Here is a 19,243-nt window from a genome sequence, read left to right as displayed (position 1 = left end):
GGGGTTCCTTGGTGGTGGGTGATGAAGAGCCCCAACGATAGGGACAACCGGCCGGACTTGCTACCATCGAACGTCGCCATTTCTTTTGCAGGAGTCCAGCCATGGCCGATCCCCTGGCCGAAGTCATCGCGCTGCTTCGCCCGCGCGCCGTGTATTCCAAGGTGATCGCGGGCGCCGGCGCCTGGGCCGTGCGCTACACGGCCTTCGGCCAGCCCAGCTTCTGCACCATGCTCGAGGGCGAGTGCATCCTCGCGGTCGACGGCCAGCCGCCGCTGGCGCTGGCCGCCGGCGACTTCCTGCTCATGCCGGCCACGCCCGGCTTCACGCTGTCGGGGCGCACGCCGGCGCCGCCGGTGTTTCTCGATTCGCATGAACAGGCGGCGCGCGAGGACGCACACAACGAGGTCCGCCACGGCGACCGGAACGGTCCGCCCGAGGTGCGCATGCTCGGCGGCTACTTCGCCTTCGATTCGCCGGACGCGGCCCTGATGGTGTCGCTGCTGCCCTCGGTGCTGCACATGCGCAGCGTCGCGCGGCTGTCGCTGCTGGTGCAGCTCGTGCGCGAAGAGTCCCTGGCGCAGCGGCCGGGGCGCGACCTCGTGCTCGGGCGGCTGGTCGAGGTGCTGCTGATCGAGGCGCTGCGCTCGGCGCCCGGCGAAGGCGCGCCGCCGGGGCTGCTGCGCGCGCTGGCGGACAGCCGGCTGGCCGCCGCCGTGCGGCACATGCACGCGGACCCCGCACGTTCATGGACGGTGGAAGAACTCGCCGGCAAGGCCGCGCTCTCGCGCTCGGCCTTCTTCGAGCGCTTCTCGCGCGCCGTGGGCGTGCCGCCGATGGAGTACCTGCTGGCGTGGCGCATGGCGCTCGCCAAGGACCTGCTGCGCCGCGGCGGCTGCGCGCCGGCGGAGGTGGCCGCGCGCGTCGGCTACAGCTCGGCCAGCACCTTCAGCACGGCGTTCAGCCGCCATGTGGGCCAGGCGCCGGGGCGCTACGCGCGCCAGCTGTAGCCCACAGCGGCGCAGGCGGCGATCAGGCCGCCGTGCCTTCCTTCTCCTGCAGCAAGCGCCACATCACCTTGCCGCTGCCGCTCTTGGGCAGCGCATCGACGAACTCCACCTTGCGCGGAATCTTGTAGACCGCCATGTTCTCGCGGCACCAGTCGATGATCTGCTGCTCGGTCGTGTCCTTGTGCGTGGCGCGCAGCACCACCACGGCCTTGACCGATTCGCCGCGGTAGTCGTCCTTGGTCGAGATGACGCAAGCTTCCTGGATCGCGGGGTGGCGGAACATCAGCAGCTCGACCTCGGCCGGCCACACCTTGAAGCCGCTCGCGTTGATCATGCGTTTCAAGCGGTCGGTGATGAAGAAGTAGCCCTCCTCGTCCATGCGGCCCATGTCGCCCGAGCGGAAGAAGCGCTTGCCCTCGAACTCGACGAAGGCGGCCTTCGTGGCGTCGGGGCGCTTCCAGTAGCCCTGGAACACCTCGGGGCCGTGGATGATGATCTCGCCCGACTCGCCGATGGGCATCTCCTGCAGCGTGTCGGGGTCGACCACGCGCGCGTCGGTGCTCATGAACGGAATGCCCAGGCACTGCTGCTTGGGGTGGTCCGAGGGGTTGGTGTGCGAAGGCGCGGCGGTCTCGGTGAGGCCGTAGCCTTCCTGGTACTTCAGGCCGTACTGCTCGAACAGGCGCTGCGCCACGGCCTGCGGCATGGCGGCGCCGCCGCCGCCGATGTGGGTCATGCTCGTGAGGTCGTAGCTCGCGAAGTTGGGGCTGGCCATGAGGTCGATGACCATGGTCGGGATGTTGGTCCAGCTCGTGACCTTCCAGCGCGAGATGAGCCGGCCCGCCACGTCGCGGTCCCAGCGCGGCATGATGACCAGCGTGGCCGCCGCGAGGATCGAGGTGTGCATCATGCTCACCACGCCGGTGATGTGGAACATCGGCACCACGGCCAGCACCACCGCCTCCGACGTCGCCTGGCCCCAGAGCTGGCCCGCCATCGCGTTGTGCATGAGGCTCGAATGGTGGTGCACGCAGCCCTTGGGCAGGCCGGTGGTGCCGCTGGTGTAGGGCAGCAGCGCCATGTCGTTGGCGCCCACCACATGCGCGGGGGCCGCGTGGCCGGCCGCGAGCGCGTCGGTCCACGCCATGACCTGCCCGCCGGCCAGCGCGGGCAGCGGGTGGCGGGTGCCGAGCCAGTCGGCCCAGGCCGGCGCGGGGGCGTCGTCGCCGGTCACGTTCGCATCGAAGGCGTCGGTGAACTGGCTCACGATGAGGTGCGACAGGCGCTGCTCGGGCGGCAGTGCGTCGCTGGCCTTGGCCAGCTCGGCCGCGAGGTCGCCGGTGGTGATCGCCACCTTGGCGTCGGGGTCCGTGATGTAGTGCTTGAGCTCTTCGGCCCGGTTCATCGGGTTGACCGGCACCACGACGGCATTGGCGCGCAGGATCGCGAAATGCGCGATCACCAGCTGCGGGCAGTTCTGCATGTTCAGCACCACGCGGTCGCCGCGCTGCACGCCCAGCGCATGCAGCGTGCCGGCCAGCCGCTCCACCTGGTCGGCCACGTCGCGGTAGCTCAGCACGCGGCCGAAGAAGACCAGCGCGGCCTTGTCGGGGTAGCGCGCCGCCGAGGTGGCCAGGTTGTGCCACAGCGAGGTCGCGGGGACGGTGATCGAATGCGGGAGGCGCTTGGGCCAGAACTTGTAATGCGGGCGTGGTTGCATGGTCTGTGAACAGGCGAAGGAGGAAGGAGAGGGGAAGGAAAGCGGTGCGACAAAGGCGCAATGCGCCAGCCTAAGCCGCACCGGCCGCCGCTCCCATCGGGGAAGCCCCCGGGGCGTCACCTTGGCGACGCCCATTCTTCGTACGTCGGGTAGGCACAGGCGCGTCGGCTATCGTGCGGGCTCCGCTTCACCTGTGCCTGCCTGCCATGCCCGATCCCGCCCGCCCCACCTTGCGCCGACGCATCGCCCTGTTCAGTGCCGCACTGGCCGCCCTGGCCGCGGCGGGCTGCTCGCGGGTCCCCCGGTTCGGCATGTCGGCCCCCGTGACGGACTCGCCGTCCAAGGAGCCGCCGACATGGTTCGTGGCCGACTGCTGGCTCGGGACCGAGGACGTGGTCCCGCCGCACAAGAGCAAGGCCGGCGGCTCGGCGGCCGGCACCCTGACGCTGGCCACCGGGCTGTTCGAATGGCGCGTGAACGCCGCACGCCTGAGCGGGCCGGCGACGATCGTCGGCTTCTACGGCCCCGCCGCCACGGGCAACAACGGCCCGCTGGCGATCCAGCTGCCGCTGCCCAGCGAGGGGGAGCCGCGCAACGACGGCACCGGCACCGGCTACGAGCGCACCGGCACGAGCCGGCTGACGCCCGCGCAGATGGCCGACCTGATGGCGGGCCTCTGGTATGTCAGCGTATCGACACAGGCCTGGCCGGGCGGCGAGGTCCGGGGCCAGCTCAAGCGCAGCACCTGGGGCGTGCACGGCGGCTGACGTCGCCGCGTGCGATGCGCCCTGCGACTACAGACAGCGGCGACTTTCGGGGCGATACCTGCGGTTCTCCCTCCGAGCAACCCCCACCCCGACTGAAGGAATAGCCATGGCAGCAGACAAGCACGCAAGCGTTCACTGGGAAGGCGCCGGCAAGACCGGCAAGGGCCTGGTCAGCACCGAGACCGGCGCCCTCAAGGACTACCCCTACGGCTTCGCCAGCCGCTTCGAAGACGACAAGCGCGGCACCAACCCCGAGGAAATCGTCGGCGCGGCCCATGCGGCCTGCCTGACGATGGCCTTCGCCTTCGCGCTGGAAGCGGCGGGCCTGACCGCGACGCGCATCGACACCAAGGCCGCCGTGCGGCTGGCCAAGGACGGCGCCGGTTTCAAGATCGACCGCATCCAGCTCGAACTGGACGCGGCCGTGCCCAACCTCGACGAAGCGAAGTTCCAGGAAATCGCCGCCGCCGCCAAGGCCGGCTGCCCGCTGTCGAAGGCGCTGGCGAGCGTGCCCGAAATCACGTTGAAGGCGACGCTGGCCGGCTGATCGCCGACGAGCGTGCGCGCCGCGCTCAGCGCGGCGTGGCCGCGTGCCGCTCCAGCTGCGCGCGGTCGAGCAGCTCGATGCTGCGGTAGCGCACGCGCAGCGTGCCGTCTTCTTCCCACAGCTTGAGCTGCCGGTTCACGCTCTGGCGCGACACGCCGAGCATGAACGACAGGTCTTCCTGCGACACGCCCAGCAGCGTGCCGCCGCCGTCCTGCGCCGGCGCGATCGCGCGCGCGTCCAGCGTGAGCAGCCGGTGCGCCAGCCGCACGGGCAGCGGCATCAGGATCACGTCGTCGATCCAGGCCAGCGCCTGGCGCAGCCGCAGGCACACGAGCCGGGTGAAGGCCATGTGCACGTCGGGATGGTCGGCCACCAGCCGGTGGAAGTCGGCCGCCGCGACCACCGCCATCTCGGTGGTGTCGACGGCGCAGGTGTCGTAGACGCGCTCGCGCCCCACCAGCAGCGAGACCTCGCCGAACCAGTGGCCCGGCTCGAGCATCGCGATCACCGCCTCGCGCCCGCCCGACGCCACCACGCTCACGCGCAACGAGCCGCTGACCACGCCGAACAGCGCGTCGGGCGACGAGCCCTTGTGGAACAGCGATTCGCCGCGCACCAGCGTGCGCCGGTGCGCCACCGCGAGCAGGCGCTGCTGCACATCGTCGGCCAGCCGCATGTCGCTGTTGTGCACCGGCGAAGGCTGCGCGTCCGGCTCGGCGGGGCTGGCGCTGGAAGAAGGGGAAGAGCGTGGCATCGCGGGTTTGTCCGGGGCCTCGATTGCCAACACCGGACAGTCTGGGTTCGAGGGGCTGTCGATAGTACGCAGGCCCCCCGGGTCGACGCATTCGCGGCAACCCGATGTCCCCTGTCACCCCTGTCGCATGGAGCACACCCCGATGACCACACTGACCGACCTGCAAGCCCGCCGCGAGCGCCTCGTGCTCGACCATTTCGCCGACGAGACCCGCCAGGACTTCGACGCGGTGCTGGGCACCTTCCCGCACCCGCACTACGAGCTGATTCCCAGCGGCGAGGTGCACGACGGCATCGCCGACGTGCGCCAGTACTACACCGACACGCGCCGCGCCTTCCCCGACCAGCGCCACGAGATCATCCAGCTGCGCCATGCCGACGACTCGGTGATCGTGGAGTTCTGGCTGCTCGGCACGCACCGCGGCCCGCTCAAGGGCCTGCCGCCCACGGGCAACAGCTTTCGCTGCCGCATGAACGCCTTCTTCATCTTCGAGGGCGACCGGCTGGTGTGCGAGCGCGTGTACTTCGACACGCTGACGATGCTGCGCCAGCTGCTCGTGGGCGTGCCCCCGGAGATGGTGGGCGGGCTGGTCGCCGGACTGCTCGGCCAAACCGCCCCGCGGGCCGAGGCCGCCACGGCATGACCGACACGCTCGCCCGGGCGCTCGAAGGGCGCCATGCGATCGTGACCGGCGGCGCGCGCGGCATCGGCCTGGCCATCGCGCGGCGCTGCCTCGCGAACGGCGCGAGCGTCGCGCTGTGGGACGTCGAGGCCGCGACACTGGCGGAGGCGGAACGACAACTGGCACCGCTGGGCACCGTGGTCACTGCATTGGTGGATGTGCGCGACGAAGACCAGATCGCTCGCGCGGCTTCGCAGTCGCAGGAGCGCTTCGGCCGCGTCGACGTCCTCGTCAACAACGCGGGCGTGCTGGGGCCGACGGTGCCCGCGTGGGAGCACACGCCCGCGCAATGGCGCCACGTGCTCGACATCAACCTCACGGGGGCCTGGCTGTGCTGCCGCGCCCTCGCGCCGCTGATGCTGGCGCAGCGGCGCGGGCGCATCGTCAACATCGCCTCGGTCGCGGGCAAGGAAGGCAATGGCTTCAACGCCGCCTACTCGGCCTCGAAGGCCGGGCTCATCGCGCTGACCAAGTCGCTCGGCAAGGAGCTGGCCTCGTCGGGCGTGCTGGTGAACTGCATCACGCCGTCGGCGGCCGACACGGCCGTCTTCGCGGACGTGCCCGCCGAGCACCGCGAGCAGCTGCGCACCGCCCTGCTCTCGCGCGTGCCGATGGGGCGCTTTGTCGAGGTCGACGAGGTGGCGGCGATGGCTGCGTGGCTGGCGTCGGACGAGTGCTCGTTCAGCACCGGGGCGGTGTTCGATATCTCCGGGGGGCGCTCGATGTACTGAGCGACGCACCAGGCAGCCCACGCATCCAGACACAGGAGACGACCATGACCCGAGACCCCGACCCCACCGGCTTCGCGCAGATCACCGAGCTCGACGGCACGCGCGACGTCGCCATGCCGCAGGACCGCCTGCGCGCCATCCGCCGCGGTGCCGAAGCCCTGCGCGAGCGGCTGCTCGACGCACCGCCCGTTCACTTCGCGCGCAGCTTCAACCTGCTGCGCATTCCCTACCCCGCGTGGTTCGCCTTCACCGGCGTGTACTCGCAGCAGCTGCTCAAGCCGCACATGGTGCATCTGCTGGCGCGCACCGTGCTCGTCCAGTACGACGACTTCGAAGGCCGGCTGCGCACGCTGCTCTTCACGCCGGCCGACTTCGAGGCCGGCAACGCAACGCCCTACTTCAAGCGCCTGAGCGACCAGACACCGAAGTTCCTGCACAAGGCCATCGCGCCGGTCTACCAGACCGTGCTGCAGGCACTCGCCGGCTGCGGCGTGGCGCCCGAACAGATCGACCACATCACCTACGACCACCTGCACACGCAGGACGTGCGCCGCTGGCTCGGCAGCGCCAACGCGCCGGGCCTGCTGCCGAACGCGAAGCTGCTGGTGCACCGCCAGGAACTCGCGAACGTGCAGGGCCTGCTGCCGGTGCAGGCCGAGTGGTACTGCCCGCACGGCCTGGACGGGGTACCGGCCGAGCGCGTCGTCGCCTTCGACGGCAGCCTGCAGCTCGGGCCCGGTGTCGCGCTGGTGCACACGCCGGGGCACACCGAAGGCAACCACTCGCTGGTGTACCGCACGGGCGACGGCCTGCGCGTGAGCAGCGAGAACGGCGTGTCGGCCGACAGCTGGGCGCCGCTGCAGTCGCGCCACAACGGCATCCGCCGCTATGCGCAGGCCACGGGCGCCGAGGTGATCCTCAACGGCAACACGCAGGAAAGCAGCAACGACCAGTACCTGTCGATGGTGCTCGAGAAGACGCTCGCGGGCACCTCGGCGCTGCACGGCTTCAGCAACGTCGTGCCGTCGGCCGAGTGCTCGCCGCACTGGCTGTTTCCGGGCGCGCCCACGAGCCACCTGTGGGGCGAAACCAGCTTCGGCGCGCTCGTGCGGGCCTGACCTGCCAACACGCGCACAACAGCAAGAAAGAGAAGGAGACACCCCGATGAACACCGCCACCCTCGATGCCGCCGCTGGCGCGCACGCACCGGCCTCGGCCGATGCGCGCGACGACGCCGCGCTCTTTCGCAAGATCACCTGGCGGCTGATGCCGCTGCTGTGCGCCTGCTACGTGCTGAACTACCTGGACCGCACCAACGTCGGCTACGCGCAGCTGCAGATGAAGGACCAGCTGGGCTTCAGCGACGCGGTGTTCGGCCTGGGCGCCGGCATCTTCTTCCTGGGCTACGCGGTGTTCGAGATCCCGAGCAACCTGATGCTCGCGAAGATCGGCGTGCGCGCCACGCTGCTGCGCATCATGGGCCTGTGGGGCCTGGCCTCGGCGGCGATGATGTTCGCCACCACGCCCACGCAGTTCTACGTGCTGCGCTTTCTCATCGGCGTGTTCGAGGCCGGCTTCGCACCGGGCGTGCTGTTCTACCTGACGCTGTGGTTTCCCTCGCGCCGCCGCGCGCAGGCGACCGCGCTCTTCTTCATGGCCTTCGGCGCGGCGCCCATCGTCGCGGGGCCGATCGCCGGGCTCACGATGACCTACCTGGACGGCGTGCTGGCGCTGCGCGGCTGGCAGTGGCTGTTCCTGCTCGAAGGGCTGCCGAGCGTGCTGCTGGGCGTCATCGCCTTTCGCACGCTGTCGAACAGCCCGGCGCAGGCGCCGTGGCTTTCGGCGGCCGAAAAGCAGCGCGTGGCCCACCTGCTGGCCGAGGACCAGGCCGCGCACGGCGGCGCCGGGCGCCACACCTTCGGCGCGGCGATGCGCGACGGGCGCGTGTGGCTGATCGGCTTCATGTCCTTCCTGATCATCCTGGGCATCTATGCGCTGTCGTTCTGGCAGCCGACGATCCTGAAGTCGATGGGGCTCAGCGTGCTGCAGATCGGCTTCTATTCGGTGATTCCCGCCGTTGCGGGCATCGCGGCCAACATCGTCGTGGGGCGCCACTCCGACCGGCACCAGGAGCGCCGCTGGCACTTCGCGCTGGGCGCGTTCGCGGGCGCGGCCGGGCTGGCGCTGACCACGCTCTTCATGCAGAGCCCCATCGCCGCCGTGCTGTGCCTGGCGCTGGCGTCGATGGGCATCTCGAGCGCCTTCACCGTGCTGTGGGCGATTCCCGGCAGCTTCATGTCGAAGAGCGCGGCGGCGGCGGGCATTGCGCTCATCAGCACCATCGGCGGCAGCGCGGGGCTGGTGGCGCCGATGATGGTCGGCGCGCTCAAGACGCTCACGGGCGGCTTCACGGCCAGCCTGTATGTGCTGAGCGGCGCGCTGGTGCTGTCGGCGCTGCTCATGCTGCTGGCCCTGCCCCGCAGCGCGCTCGGCCAGCGGTAGCGCGCACCGTCGGCGCACCACGGCCGGCCCATTTCGGTGCACACGGCTTGCATACCAGTTGGCACGGAAGCTGCTGATATGCAGGCCCATGGCCATCTCCGCATCCGAAATCAGTGCACGCATCGTCGAAGCGGTGATGGCGCAGAAGCTCGCGCCCGGCGCGCGCCTGGGCGAGCAGCCGCTGGCGATGCTGTTCGATTGCAGCCGCACCATCGTGCGCGAGGCGCTCACGCGGCTGGCCGCGCGCGGCATCGTCACGGTGAGCGCGCGGCGCGGCTGGTTCGTCATCGAGCCCTCGCAGGACGAGGCGCGCGAGGCCTTCGAGGCACGGCGCGTGATCGAGCTCGGGCTCATCCGCAGCACGGACAAGATCGACAAGAATGCTCTGCGCCAATTGAAGGCGCACCTGCAGCGTGAAAAGGCCGCACTGAAAGAGAGCGACGTCGGCCACCGCAGCTTCCTCTTGGGCGACTTCCATGTGTGCCTGGCCGAGTGCCTGGGCAACACGCTGCTGGCCGACACGCTGCGCGACTTCACCGCGCGCACCACGCTGATCGCCATGCTCTACCAGAGCACGCACGACGCCGTGCAGTCCTGCGAAGACCACGTGCAGATCGTTGCGGCGCTGGAGCGCGGCGACCACGCCGCCGCCGAGGCGCTGATGGCCGCGCACATCGGCACGGTGCAGTCGGCGCTGCGCGTGCAGGCGCCCGCCGACCCGCTCGCGCAGCTGCGCGATGCGCTGGCACCGCTGAACAACACCCCCACGCCGAAGCGCCGCCGCAAGGCCGCGCCCGCCGACGACGCCACCACCGATTCATCGACCTACCTAGGAGCCCTGCTATGACCTCTTTCGCCTCCCGCCGTCTTGCCCTCGCGCTGGCCAGCGTCACCCTGCTGGCCGCCGCCGGCGCCGCCCAGGCGCAGAACGCGCTCGACAACGTGCTCAAGGCCAAGACCATCAAGATCGCCGTGCCCACCGACTACCCGCCGTACGGCTCGGTCGACCGCAACATGCAGCCGCAGGGCCTGGACGTCGAGATGGCGCAGCTCGTCGCCGCCAAGCTCGGCGTGAAGGTCGAGCTGGTGCCGGTGACCAGCGCCAACCGCATTCCCTATCTGCAGACGCGCAAGGCCGACCTCGTGATCTCCACGCTCGGCAAGAACGTCGAGCGCGAGAAGGTGATCGACTTCAGCGCGGCCTATGCGCCCTTCTTCCAGGCCGTGTATGCGGCCAAGAGCATGAAGCTCACCAGCTTCGCCGACATGGCCGGCAAGACCGTCGCCGTGACGCGCGGCGCCATGGAAGATCAGGAACTGAACAAGGTGGCGCCGCCGAACGTCGACTACCGCCGCTTCGAGGACAACAACGCAACGATCGCGGCCTTCGTGGCCGGCCAGACGCAGACCCTCGCCACCAGCGCGGCGGTGGCCGGCGACATGCTCGCGAAGAACCCGAAGGTGAGTGCCGAGTACAAGCTGCTGCTCAAAGACAGCCCCTGCTTCATCGGCATTGCGAAGGGCGAGACCGCATTGAAGACCCGGGTCAACGAGATCATTGCCGCCGCCAAGAAGGACGGCACGCTCGACGCGATGTCCAAGAAGTGGCTCGGCAAGGCCGCCGGCGACCTGCCGGTCTGATCGAAGGGCGCGGCCATGGGCATTGAATTCGACTTCGGCGCGGTGCTCGCCGAGTGGCCGCTGCTGCTGCGCGGCGTGGCATGGACGCTGGGCCTCACGGCCGTCGGCACCGTGCTCGGCCTGGCCGTGGGCACGCTGTGCGCGTGGGCCCGTTCGGGCGGGCCGGCGTGGTTGCGCGCGCTCGTGGGCGCGTACGTGGAGCTGATCCGCAACACGCCCTTCATCGTGCAGCTGTTCTTCATCTTCTTCGGGCTGCCGGCGGCGGGCGTGAAGCTCTCGCCCGAGGTGGCGTCGGTGATCGCGATGGTGATGAACCTGGGCGCGTACTCCACCGAGATCATCCGCGCCGGCATCGAGGCCACGCCCAAGGGGCAGATCGAAGCCGCCGTGAGCCTGGCGCTCAGCAAGGCGCAGGTGTTCCTGCGCGTGGTGCTGCCGCCGGCGCTCAAGAAGGTGTGGCCCGCGATGGTGAGCCAGATCGTCATCGTGATGCTGGGCTCGGCGGTGTGCGGGCAGATCTCGACCGAAGAGCTGAGCTACGCGGCCAACCTGATCCAGAGCCGCAACTTCCGCGCCTTCGAATCCTTCATCGTCGCCACGCTCATCTACCTGGCGCTGGCCGTGGCGCTGCGCCGCCTGCTCCAGTGGGCGGGGCCGCGCTTCTTCTTCGGCCGCTGACCGCGAGGCCCTTGCACCATGGTCGATTTTTCCTTGTGGGACATCCTGCGCAACCTGCTGATGGCGCTGCGCTGGACCGTCGTGCTCTCGCTCATCGCCTTCGTCGGCGGCGGGATCGTGGGCGCGCTGCTGCTGTTCGCGCGGCTGCGCGGCGGCAAGGCGGCGCAGCGGGCCGTGGGCCTGTACGTGCAGCTGTTCCAGGGCACGCCGCTGCTGATGCAGCTGTTTCTCGCCTATTTCGGCATTGCGCTGTTCGGCATCGACGTGTCGGCGTGGACCGCCGCGAGCGTGGCGCTCACGCTGTACACCAGCGCCTTTCTCACCGAGATCTGGCGCGGCTGCGTGGCCTCGATCCCGAAGGGCCAGTGGGAGGCCTCGGGCAGCCTGGCGCTGAGCTTCGGCGAGCAGATGCGCCACGTCATCCTGCCGCAGGCCGTGAAGATCGCCATCGCGCCGACGGTCGGCTTCCTGGTGCAGGTGATCAAGGGCACGGCGCTGGCGTCGGTGATCGGGTTCGTCGAACTCACCAAGGCCGGCAGCATGATTTCGAACGCCACCTTCCAGCCCTTCGTGGTGTTCAGCTGCGTCGCCCTGCTTTACTTCGTGCTGTGCTTCCCCGTGAGCCTGTACGCCAAGACCCTCGAGAGGAAGACCCATGGCCGCCGTGCTTGAACCCCAAACACAACCCGAAACCGCATCGTTCGCCGCGCCCATCGTGCGCATCACGGCGCTGCGCAAGTCCTACGGCACGAACGAGGTGCTCAAGGGCATCGACCTGGACGTGAAGCGCGGCGAGGTGATCGCCATCATCGGCAAGAGCGGCTCGGGCAAGAGCACGCTGCTGCGCTGCATCAACGGGCTCGAGGTGTTCCAGGAAGGTGCGCTCACGGTCGACGGCAAGCCGCTCTTGCACGAGAGCGCGATGGCCATGCGCACGCTGCGCCAGCGCGTGGGCATGATCTTCCAGGGCTTCAACCTGTTCCCGCACCTCACGGTCGGCAAGAACGTGATGCTGGCGCCCACGCTGGTGAAGAAGCGATCGCAGGCGGAAGCCGCCTCTCAGGCGCGCAAGCTGCTCGAGCGCGTGGGCCTGGCCGAGAAGTTCGATGCGATGCCCGAGCAGCTGTCGGGCGGCCAGCAGCAGCGCGTGGCCATCGCCCGCGCGCTCGCGATGGAGCCGGCCGTGCTGCTGTGCGACGAGATCACCTCGGCGCTCGACCCCGAGCTGGTGGGCGAGGTGCTGCGCGTGGTGGAGTCGCTGGCCGACGAAGGCATGACGCTGTTGATGGTCACGCACGAGATGAGCTTTGCGCGCAAGGTCAGCGACCGCGTGATCTTCATGCACCAGGGCCGCGTGCACGAGATGGGCCCGCCGGCGGAACTCTTCGGCGCGCCGCAGACGCCGGAGCTGAAGCAGTTCCTGTCGTCGCTGCACGACTGACCCGGCCCTGGCGGGCTACAGGCGCTGCTGCGATTCGTCGATGCCACACAGCAGGCCGGCGGCCTGCGGCGGCAGCGGCCGCCCGCCGCGCCGCTCGACCTCTTCGCCGGCCTGCAACACGACCTGCACCTGCTGGAACAGTTCGCAGCCGGCCGCGGTCAGCTGCACGCCCTGCTGGCTGCGCGCGAACAGCGCGTGCCCGAGGATGCCTTCGAGCTCCCTCACGCGGGCCGTGATGGCGGGTTGGCTGACGAAGAGGTGGCGGGCCGCCGCGTTGACGGAGCCCAATGTCGCGGCCCAGTGAAAGGCCTCCAGCTGCCGGAAGGTGATGCGCAACACCGCTGCCACCTCTCAGCCGGGGGCTGTTGTGGACGTGCAGGGGTACACCGCGGCCTGTTCGCTCTTCTGCTTCATGTCTGCCTTCTTTCAAAGCAATTCAATCGCATCGAATGGCGAGAAGGCCACGCAACGGGGAATTCTCATTGCATGAATTCCCATGACTACGGATGCACAACCACGGATCCCATCAATTCAACAGAGGTGATTCCTTCTCATCAAATCCTTGAATTACCCGACTTCCCAGCTTGTAAGGCATCGCCGGGAGCGAATTGATAATTTAGTGCAATAAATGTTCTCGTTAAAGAGAAATTTTCTGATATAGAACTTTGGAGCTACATGCAATGAGGACGCAAAGCAACGGAAACCAGTAGGCCTTGCGAGCCCGTAGCCCAGCGCGCGTCACCCCGTCGCCAACGCGCGTTCCTGCCAGGACCCCAGGCCTTCCGGCCCGAAGCGCTCGGCGATCCGGTGCAGCCAGATCGTGAAGTGCGCCGGGGCCCGCGCCAGTTCGCGGTGCAGGTCGGGCAACGCCAACCATCGCCACGCGCGCACCTCGCCGGGGTCGGGTTGCGGCAGGTCGTGCGCGATGCCGACGAACACGTGGTCGTACTCGTGCTCGACCAGTTCCGCGGACACCGCCTCCCGGTAGAGAAAGGCCGTCACCGGCTGTAGCGCGCACCGCAGGCCCAGCTCTTCGTGCAGCCGCCGCAGGGCGGCTGCGCCGGTTGCCTCGCCGGGGCGCGGATGCCCGCAGCAGCTGTTGCTCCACAGGCCGGGCGAGTGGTACTTGCCCAGTGCGCGCTGCTGCAGCAGCACCCGGCCCTGCGTGTCGAACAGGAAGATCGAGAACGCCCGGTGCAGGATGCCCTCGCGGTGGGCGTTCATCTTCTCGACCGCGTGCAGGGGGCGGTCTTCGGCGTCGACGGCGATCAGGAATTCGTCCATGAGGTGCTCCCGAAGTGCGGGCCGGAAAGCCTCGCGGCCCCCCGGTTTCCGTGGCCTGTTGGCCTTGAAAAAATCGGCTCGCTTCTTTAGCACGTATTTTTTGATTCCCCTTAATAGGAAATTCAAATTAGTTCTAATTAATTACATCGATGCGGAATATATAAAATGGAATAAACACAAATAATTACATAGATAACAAAAATATCGAATTGAATTCACAAATGCACCCGGCCTGTCCGAAAGGAATTTCCGGCGCATTTCAAACCGTGGTTCCTAGTTCGCGCCGTTGCCCGGTCAATGGCGCGCAGTCGGCAAAGACGTGATCGCCGCCGCTTCCCCGCAAACCCCGGGCCGGGTTACCCTCGAGCCCCATGGCCCGCCTTCGCACCGCATCGATCATTCGCCCGCTCTCGCGAGAGCGGGTGAGCTAGCGCACGGTTCGAAACCACGCCATGCAACCCGCCCCAGGAGGCGGGTTTTTCTTGTCCGTCTCCCGGGGTTTGTTCCCCCACCCGCAGGAGACCGAATGACATCGACACCACCCCCACCGCCCGTGCTCCACATGGTCTGCGGCAAGATCGGCGCCGGAAAGTCCACGCTGACCCGGCGCCTGGCGCAGGCGCCCGCCACCGTGTGCATCAGCGAAGACACCTGGCTCGCCGCGCTCTACCCCGGCGAAATCCACGCACTGCCCGACTACGTGCGGGCCGCGGGCCGGCTCAAGCAGGCGATGGGCGGGCACGTCTGCGCGCTGCTGGGCGCCGGCGTGTCGGTGGTGCTCGACTTTCCGGCCAACACCGTGAGCCACCGCGCCTGGGCGCGCGGCCTCTTCGAGCAGGCCGGCGCGGCGCACCAGCTGCACTTTCTCGACGTGCCGGACGACATCTGCAAGGCGCGGCTGCGGGCGCGCAACGCGGCGGGCGAGCACCCCTTCGAGACCTCCGACGCGCAGTTCGACCTGATCACCCGCCACTTCGTGCCGCCCACGACCGAGGAAGGCTTCCACGTGATCCGCCACACCTGACACCGGTAAGCTGCGCGCCGATGCACATCGAACCCGCCCTGTCCACCGAAGCGCCCGCCGTCGCGGCCGTGTTGACCGAAGCCGCGCAATGGCTCGCCGAGGGCGGACGCCCGCTCTGGAGTGCCGCCGACACCGGCCTCGAACGCATCCAGCGCGACACCGACGCCGGCCGCTACGTGGTGGCCAAGGAGAACGGCGACTGGGCCGGCGTGATGCGCCTGGACCTGGAAGACCCGTCGTTCCGGCCCGAGATCGCGCCCGGCAACGCGCTGTTCGTGCACAAGCTGGCCGTGCGCCGCGCCTGGGCCGGCCGGGGCGTGTCGCGCGCGCTGCTGGGCCATGCACGCGACCACGCCCGCGCGCTCGGGCGCCCCTGGCTGCGGCTGGACTGCGTGGCCGACCGCACCGCGCTGCGCACGCTGTACGAAGGCTTCGGCTTCGCGCTGCACAGCTGCATCGACCTGCGCGGCGGGACCTTTGCGCGCTACGAACTGCGCGTGAACGGCTGACCGTCCGACACGCCGACGCGCCCCTTCGGCGCTGGCGGGAACCTCATCGCCTGTGGCAAGCTCGCACGCTTCATGACCGACCGAATCCCGCCCTCTCATTTCCGCCGTCGGGTGCTGCGCGCGCTGCTGGGCGCCGCCGCCCTGCCTGCGCCGTTCGCGGCGCTGGCCGGCTTCAATTTCTTCACCAACGAATACACCGCCACGCGCGAAGAGCTGCAGTCGCAGATCGCCAAGCGCTTTCCGGTGGCCGAGCGCTATGCCGAGATCTTCATGGTCGGGCTGCGCGACCCGCAACTGGGCCTGGACGGACGCACCAACCGCGCGGCCATCACGGCCACGCTGACCATCGCCAGCCCGCTGTTGGCGGCCTCGCCGGTGCAGGGCGTGGTGTCGGTGAGCAGCGCGCTGCGCTACGACGCGGCGGCACGCGCGCTGCGGCTGGACCAGCCGAAGGCCGAGCGGCTCGAGCTGCAGGGCGTGGAAGGCCGCGACGCCGAGCGCCTGCAGAAGGTCGGCGCGGTGGTCGCGCAAGAGTTGCTGCAGGGTCAGATCCTGCGCAGCTTCACAGCCGACGAGCTCACGGTCGGGCGCAAGACCTACGAGGTGGGCGACATCACGGTGCAAGACAACGGCATCAAGGTGCAACTCAAATGAAACATCGCGCCGTCCTTCTCCTGATCGCCGCTGCGCTCGTCGGCGCCGGCTGTGCCGCTGTCGCCCCCAAGGTGAAACAGCACTTCGACCTGCAGGCCCACCGCGGCGGACGCGGACTGGCGCCCGAGAACACGCTGGCCGCGTTCTCCAACGCGATGGCCCTGGGCGTGACCACGCTCGAACTCGACATCGGGCTCACAGCCGACGGCGTGGTGGTGGTCTCGCACGACACGGCGCTCAACGCCGACCACACGCGCGACGCGCGCGGTGCCTGGCTCACGGCCCAACCCGCCCCGTCCGTGCGCTCACTCACGCTGGCGCAGCTGCAGACCTACGACGTGGGCCGCCTCAACCCCGAGAGCAACTACGGCAAGCAGTTCGCGCTGCAGCAGCCGCGCGACGGCGAGCGCATTCCCACGCTGGCCGCGCTGTTCGCGCAGGTGCAGTCGCGCGGCGCCGATGCCGCACGGGTGCACTTCAACATCGAGACCAAGATCGACCCGACCAAGCCCGACGAGACGGCCGCACCCGAACCCATGGTGCGCGCGCTGCTGGCCGAGATCGACAAGGCGAAGGTGGGCGAGCGCGTGACCATCCAGAGCTTCGACTGGCGCACGCTCGCGCTGGTCGGCCAGCTCGCGCCGCAGCTGTCGCGCGCCTACCTCACCACGCCCCGCACGCTGAAGGACAGCCGCTGGACCGCCGGCCTGGCCTCCGCGAACTTCGCCTCGGTGCCGCAACTGGTGAAGGCTGCGGCCGGTGCATCGACCGGGCCGGTGATCTGGTCGCCGGCGCATGCCGACCTGGGCGCCCCCGCGATCCGCGAAGCGCAGAAGCTCGGCATGAAGGTCGTGCCTTGGACCGTGAACCAGCGCGCCGACATGGTGCGGCTCATGGACGCGGGCGCCGATGGCCTGATCACCGACTACCCCGACGTGCTGCGCGACCTCATGCGCGAACGCGGGCTGGCACTGCCACCACCAGCGAAGGCCACCTCATGAGCACCGTGACGCAACTCGACACCATCGCCTCGGGCATCGCCGCGCTGCAAGGCGGCAGCGGCTCCGTCGCCACGCTCTCCACGGCCGCGCGCGCCAGCACCGAGCTGCTCGGCGCCCTGCCGCCGCGCTACGGCGAGGTGCTGCTGAACCTGCTGGACCGCCTCGAATCGAGCGCGCTCTTCAGCGAGGAAAGCTGCTCGTTCAGCCAGAAAGACCTGCTCGACAACCTGCAGGTGTGGGTCGACAAGGCCCGCGGCCAGCTGGTGTCTTGAGGCGCCGGCGCCCCGCCCCGGTTTATCATCGCGCCCAACCATGCGCACCCTGCTGCTCGCCCTCATGATCGCCCTGCTGCCCATCCGCGGCTGGCTCGGCGACGCCATGGCGCTCGAGATGGTGCGGCATTCGCTGCCCGCCGCCGAGGCGGTGGTGGCCGCAGCAAACGGCATCGCCGAATCGCACTGCCATGAAGCCACGATGGAGGCCGACACCGGCCACGACATGGCGGCCATGCACGACAGCAGCGGCGACGCGCAACAGTCCCACGGCACCGACCACGCGAACTGCGGCACCTGTGTCGCCTGCCAGGTCTGCCACACGGTGGCGCTCGGCGGCATGCCGCTGGTCGACACCCCGCACGCGGCGCCCCAGGCGCCGCCGGCCGCGCACGCGGCCCGCTTTGCCAGCGCCGAGCCCGTCCTGGGCTTCAAGCCGCCCATTTCCTGATCTTCCTGCCCGTAGTCCGTCCGCAGTGAGCCTTTGCCGGCTCGCCGCGTTCGCCGTATTGCCCATGGAGATCGCTCGTGAATTCCCTTGCTCGCCGGCCGTATGCAGGCATCCCCCGCTATCGAACAGATAGCCCGCCCCCCGGGCGAAAAAGTCACTTTTCATTCCTCCGAACCGCCACCGCGCTGACCGCTGCGTTGGTGCTCGCCGGCTGCGCCAGCCTGTCGCCCGACGGCGGCGCCGGCGACGTGCAAGCGCTGGTCGACGGCAACCCGCTCATGGCGGGCGCCGCGGCCCAGCGCAAGCCGGACGACGCCTCGCAGCAAAGCGTCGACGCGCTGCTGGCCAAGCCGCTGGACGCCGAAGCCGCCGTGCGCATCGCGCTCGTCAACAGCCCGCGCGTGCAGGACGCCTTTGCCACGCTGCAACTGAGCGACGCCGACCGCGTGCAGGCCGCGAGCCTGCCGAACCCGGTGCTGTCTTTCAGCCGCCTGGCGCAGGGCAGCGAGCGCGAGTTCGAGCGCATGCTGAGCTTCAACGTGGTGGGCCTGCTCACGCTGCCGTGGCAGGCGCGCTGGGCCGGCCAGCGGCACGAGGCCGCCAAGCTGCAGGCCGCGCAAAGCGTGCTGCTGCTGGCCGCCGACACCCGCCGCGCCTGGGTGCGCGCGGTGGCCGCGCAGCAGAGCGTGAGCTACCTGCGCGATGCAAAGGACGCCACCGAGGCCGGCGCCGAACTGGCGCACCGCATGGCCCAGGTCGGCAACTGGAGCGCGCTGCAGCGCACACGCGAACAGCTGTTGCTGGCCGACGCGTCCGCGCAGCTCGCACGCGCCGAACAGGCGGCCGTCGCCAGCCGCGAACAGCTCACGCGCCTGCTGGGCCTGAGCGGCACGCGCACCGCCTACACCCTGCCCGACCGCCTGCCGCCGCTGCCGAAGGCCGCGCCCGAACTCGGCGACGTGCAGGCGCTGGCGCTGCGCGACCGGCTCGACGTGCGCTCGGCGCAGGCACAGAACACGGCCGTGGCCGGCTCGCTCGGCCTGACGCACGCCACGAGCGTGATCAATGCCATGGAGCTGGGCGTGGTGCGCAACACCACCTTCGAGAACGATGCCGATCGCTCGAAATCGACCACGCGCGGCTTCGAGCTCGAGCTGCCGATTCCGATCTTCGATTGGGGCCAGGCCCGCAACGGCCGCGCCGAGGCGCAGTACCTGCAGTCGGCGGCACGTGTGCGCGACGTGGGCGTGCTCGCGGCCAGCGAGGCGCGCGAAGCCTGGCAGGGCTGGAACACCGCCTACGCCCTGGCGCGCCGCTACCGCGACGAGGTGCTGCCGCTGCGCAAGCAGGTGAACGAAGAGATGGTGCTGCGCTACAACGGCATGCTCGCCAGCGTGTGGGAGCTGCTCGGCGAAACGCGCGCGAGCATGCTCGCCGTGAACGCCGGCATGGAGGCCCAGCGCGACTTCTGGCTGGCCGACACCGATCTTCAACTGGTGCTCACGGGCAGTTCGCCCGGCGGCATGACGGCCCTGCAGACCGCGGCCACCAACGAACCAGCGGCGGGAGGCCACTGAC

23 protein-coding genes are annotated in these 19,243 nt (G+C 69.5%); 19 read left to right on the top strand and 4 right to left on the bottom strand.

Annotation, left to right across the window (positions count from 1 at the left end; all coding sequences use genetic code 11):
- Positions 1-101 precede the first annotated feature (101 nt).
- Positions 102-1,007 (top strand): AraC family transcriptional regulator, encoded by a 906-nt coding sequence (locus tag AC07Q9_RS24300; protein WP_495312056.1) that lies wholly within the window; start codon positions 102-104, stop codon positions 1,005-1,007.
- 22 nt (positions 1,008-1,029) lie between these two features.
- On the opposite strand, the gene AC07Q9_RS24295 is transcribed toward AC07Q9_RS24300, so the two are convergent.
- The gene (locus AC07Q9_RS24295; protein ID WP_495312055.1) at positions 1,030-2,727 is read right to left on the bottom strand and encodes a long-chain fatty acid--CoA ligase; all 1,698 of its coding nucleotides are present in this window, start codon (positions 2,725-2,727) and stop codon (positions 1,030-1,032) included.
- Positions 2,728-2,933: 206 nt separating this feature from the next.
- On the opposite strand from AC07Q9_RS24295, the gene AC07Q9_RS24290 reads away from it, so the two are divergent.
- Entirely contained in the window at positions 2,934-3,494 is a 561-nt protein-coding gene (locus tag AC07Q9_RS24290) for a CHRD domain-containing protein (protein WP_495312054.1), read from the top strand.
- 106 nt (positions 3,495-3,600) lie between these two features.
- Positions 3,601-4,041: an OsmC family protein gene (locus tag AC07Q9_RS24285; protein WP_489058233.1), complete on the top strand. Its 441-nt coding sequence runs from the start codon at positions 3,601-3,603 to the stop codon at positions 4,039-4,041.
- A 25-nt stretch (positions 4,042-4,066) separates the two neighbouring features.
- Here the strand turns inward: AC07Q9_RS24285 and AC07Q9_RS24280 are convergent, their stop codons facing one another.
- Positions 4,067-4,795 (bottom strand): Crp/Fnr family transcriptional regulator, encoded by a 729-nt coding sequence (locus tag AC07Q9_RS24280; protein ID WP_489058232.1) that lies wholly within the window; start codon positions 4,793-4,795, stop codon positions 4,067-4,069.
- 142 nt (positions 4,796-4,937) lie between these two features.
- Here AC07Q9_RS24280 and AC07Q9_RS24275 point away from each other — a divergent pair, with 142 nt between their 5' ends.
- The 9 genes from AC07Q9_RS24275 (at position 4,938) to AC07Q9_RS24235 (ending at position 12,470) form a co-directional block, all read left to right on the top strand.
- Complete coding sequence (locus tag AC07Q9_RS24275) at positions 4,938-5,438, top strand: ester cyclase (protein ID WP_223301409.1); 501 nt, start codon at positions 4,938-4,940, stop codon at positions 5,436-5,438.
- The gene (locus AC07Q9_RS24270; protein WP_495312053.1) at positions 5,435-6,208 is read left to right on the top strand and encodes an SDR family NAD(P)-dependent oxidoreductase; all 774 of its coding nucleotides are present in this window, start codon (positions 5,435-5,437) and stop codon (positions 6,206-6,208) included. Before AC07Q9_RS24275 ends, AC07Q9_RS24270 begins: the two co-directional genes overlap by 4 nt.
- Before the next feature lie 44 nt (positions 6,209-6,252).
- A complete protein-coding gene (locus tag AC07Q9_RS24265) occupies positions 6,253-7,326 on the top strand; it encodes an MBL fold metallo-hydrolase (protein ID WP_495312052.1) in 1,074 nt (357 codons plus the stop codon).
- A 46-nt stretch (positions 7,327-7,372) separates the two neighbouring features.
- The gene (locus tag AC07Q9_RS24260) at positions 7,373-8,710 is read left to right on the top strand and encodes an MFS transporter (RefSeq protein ID WP_495312051.1); all 1,338 of its coding nucleotides are present in this window, start codon (positions 7,373-7,375) and stop codon (positions 8,708-8,710) included.
- A gap of 88 nt (positions 8,711-8,798) precedes the next feature.
- The gene (locus tag AC07Q9_RS24255; RefSeq protein WP_495312050.1) at positions 8,799-9,557 is read left to right on the top strand and encodes a GntR family transcriptional regulator; all 759 of its coding nucleotides are present in this window, start codon (positions 8,799-8,801) and stop codon (positions 9,555-9,557) included.
- Entirely contained in the window at positions 9,554-10,351 is a 798-nt protein-coding gene (locus tag AC07Q9_RS24250) for a transporter substrate-binding domain-containing protein (RefSeq protein WP_495312049.1), read from the top strand. Before AC07Q9_RS24255 ends, AC07Q9_RS24250 begins: the two co-directional genes overlap by 4 nt.
- A gap of 15 nt (positions 10,352-10,366) precedes the next feature.
- Complete coding sequence (locus tag AC07Q9_RS24245; RefSeq protein WP_062475944.1) at positions 10,367-11,029, top strand: amino acid ABC transporter permease; 663 nt, start codon at positions 10,367-10,369, stop codon at positions 11,027-11,029.
- A gap of 18 nt (positions 11,030-11,047) precedes the next feature.
- Positions 11,048-11,701: an amino acid ABC transporter permease gene (locus AC07Q9_RS24240; protein WP_095746234.1), complete on the top strand. Its 654-nt coding sequence runs from the start codon at positions 11,048-11,050 to the stop codon at positions 11,699-11,701.
- Positions 11,685-12,470 carry an amino acid ABC transporter ATP-binding protein gene (locus AC07Q9_RS24235; RefSeq protein ID WP_495302848.1) on the top strand — a complete coding sequence of 262 codons (786 nt, stop codon included), beginning with the start codon at positions 11,685-11,687 and terminating at the stop codon, positions 12,468-12,470. Before AC07Q9_RS24240 ends, AC07Q9_RS24235 begins: the two co-directional genes overlap by 17 nt.
- A 15-nt stretch (positions 12,471-12,485) precedes the next feature.
- On the opposite strand, the gene AC07Q9_RS24230 is transcribed toward AC07Q9_RS24235, so the two are convergent.
- Positions 12,486-12,809: a LysR family transcriptional regulator gene (locus tag AC07Q9_RS24230; protein WP_489058225.1), complete on the bottom strand. Its 324-nt coding sequence runs from the start codon at positions 12,807-12,809 to the stop codon at positions 12,486-12,488.
- Positions 12,810-13,208: 399 nt separating this feature from the next.
- The gene (gene idi, locus AC07Q9_RS24225) at positions 13,209-13,754 is read right to left on the bottom strand and encodes an isopentenyl-diphosphate Delta-isomerase (protein WP_489058224.1); all 546 of its coding nucleotides are present in this window, start codon (positions 13,752-13,754) and stop codon (positions 13,209-13,211) included.
- A gap of 526 nt (positions 13,755-14,280) precedes the next feature.
- On the opposite strand from idi, the gene AC07Q9_RS24220 reads away from it, so the two are divergent.
- The 7 genes from AC07Q9_RS24220 (at position 14,281) to AC07Q9_RS24190 (ending at position 19,242) form a co-directional block, all read left to right on the top strand.
- On the top strand, positions 14,281-14,778 hold the full coding sequence (locus tag AC07Q9_RS24220) for a P-loop nucleotide/nucleoside kinase family protein (protein WP_495312048.1): 498 nt from the start codon (positions 14,281-14,283) through the stop codon (positions 14,776-14,778).
- Between the two features lie 20 nt (positions 14,779-14,798).
- The gene (locus AC07Q9_RS24215; protein ID WP_495312047.1) at positions 14,799-15,287 is read left to right on the top strand and encodes a GNAT family N-acetyltransferase; all 489 of its coding nucleotides are present in this window, start codon (positions 14,799-14,801) and stop codon (positions 15,285-15,287) included.
- A 72-nt stretch (positions 15,288-15,359) separates the two neighbouring features.
- Positions 15,360-15,941, top strand: coding sequence for a YceB family lipoprotein (locus AC07Q9_RS24210; protein WP_495312046.1), 582 nt, complete (start codon positions 15,360-15,362; stop codon positions 15,939-15,941).
- Positions 15,938-16,942 carry a glycerophosphodiester phosphodiesterase gene (locus tag AC07Q9_RS24205; RefSeq protein WP_495312045.1) on the top strand — a complete coding sequence of 335 codons (1,005 nt, stop codon included), beginning with the start codon at positions 15,938-15,940 and terminating at the stop codon, positions 16,940-16,942. The genes AC07Q9_RS24210 and AC07Q9_RS24205 overlap by 4 nt, the downstream gene beginning before the upstream one ends.
- Complete coding sequence (locus tag AC07Q9_RS24200; RefSeq protein ID WP_495312044.1) at positions 16,939-17,214, top strand: hypothetical protein; 276 nt, start codon at positions 16,939-16,941, stop codon at positions 17,212-17,214. Before AC07Q9_RS24205 ends, AC07Q9_RS24200 begins: the two co-directional genes overlap by 4 nt.
- A 40-nt stretch (positions 17,215-17,254) precedes the next feature.
- Positions 17,255-17,665, top strand: coding sequence for a hypothetical protein (locus AC07Q9_RS24195; RefSeq protein WP_495312043.1), 411 nt, complete (start codon positions 17,255-17,257; stop codon positions 17,663-17,665).
- Between the two features lie 200 nt (positions 17,666-17,865).
- Positions 17,866-19,242 carry a TolC family protein gene (locus AC07Q9_RS24190; protein ID WP_495312127.1) on the top strand — a complete coding sequence of 459 codons (1,377 nt, stop codon included), beginning with the start codon at positions 17,866-17,868 and terminating at the stop codon, positions 19,240-19,242.
- Position 19,243: the final 1 nt, after the last annotated feature.

It is taken from the genome of Variovorax sp. GW821-FHT09A10 (assembly GCF_059418385.1).
The sequence above is the reverse complement of the archived record's forward strand: the minus strand, read 5'-3'. Positions and strand labels throughout refer to the sequence as shown.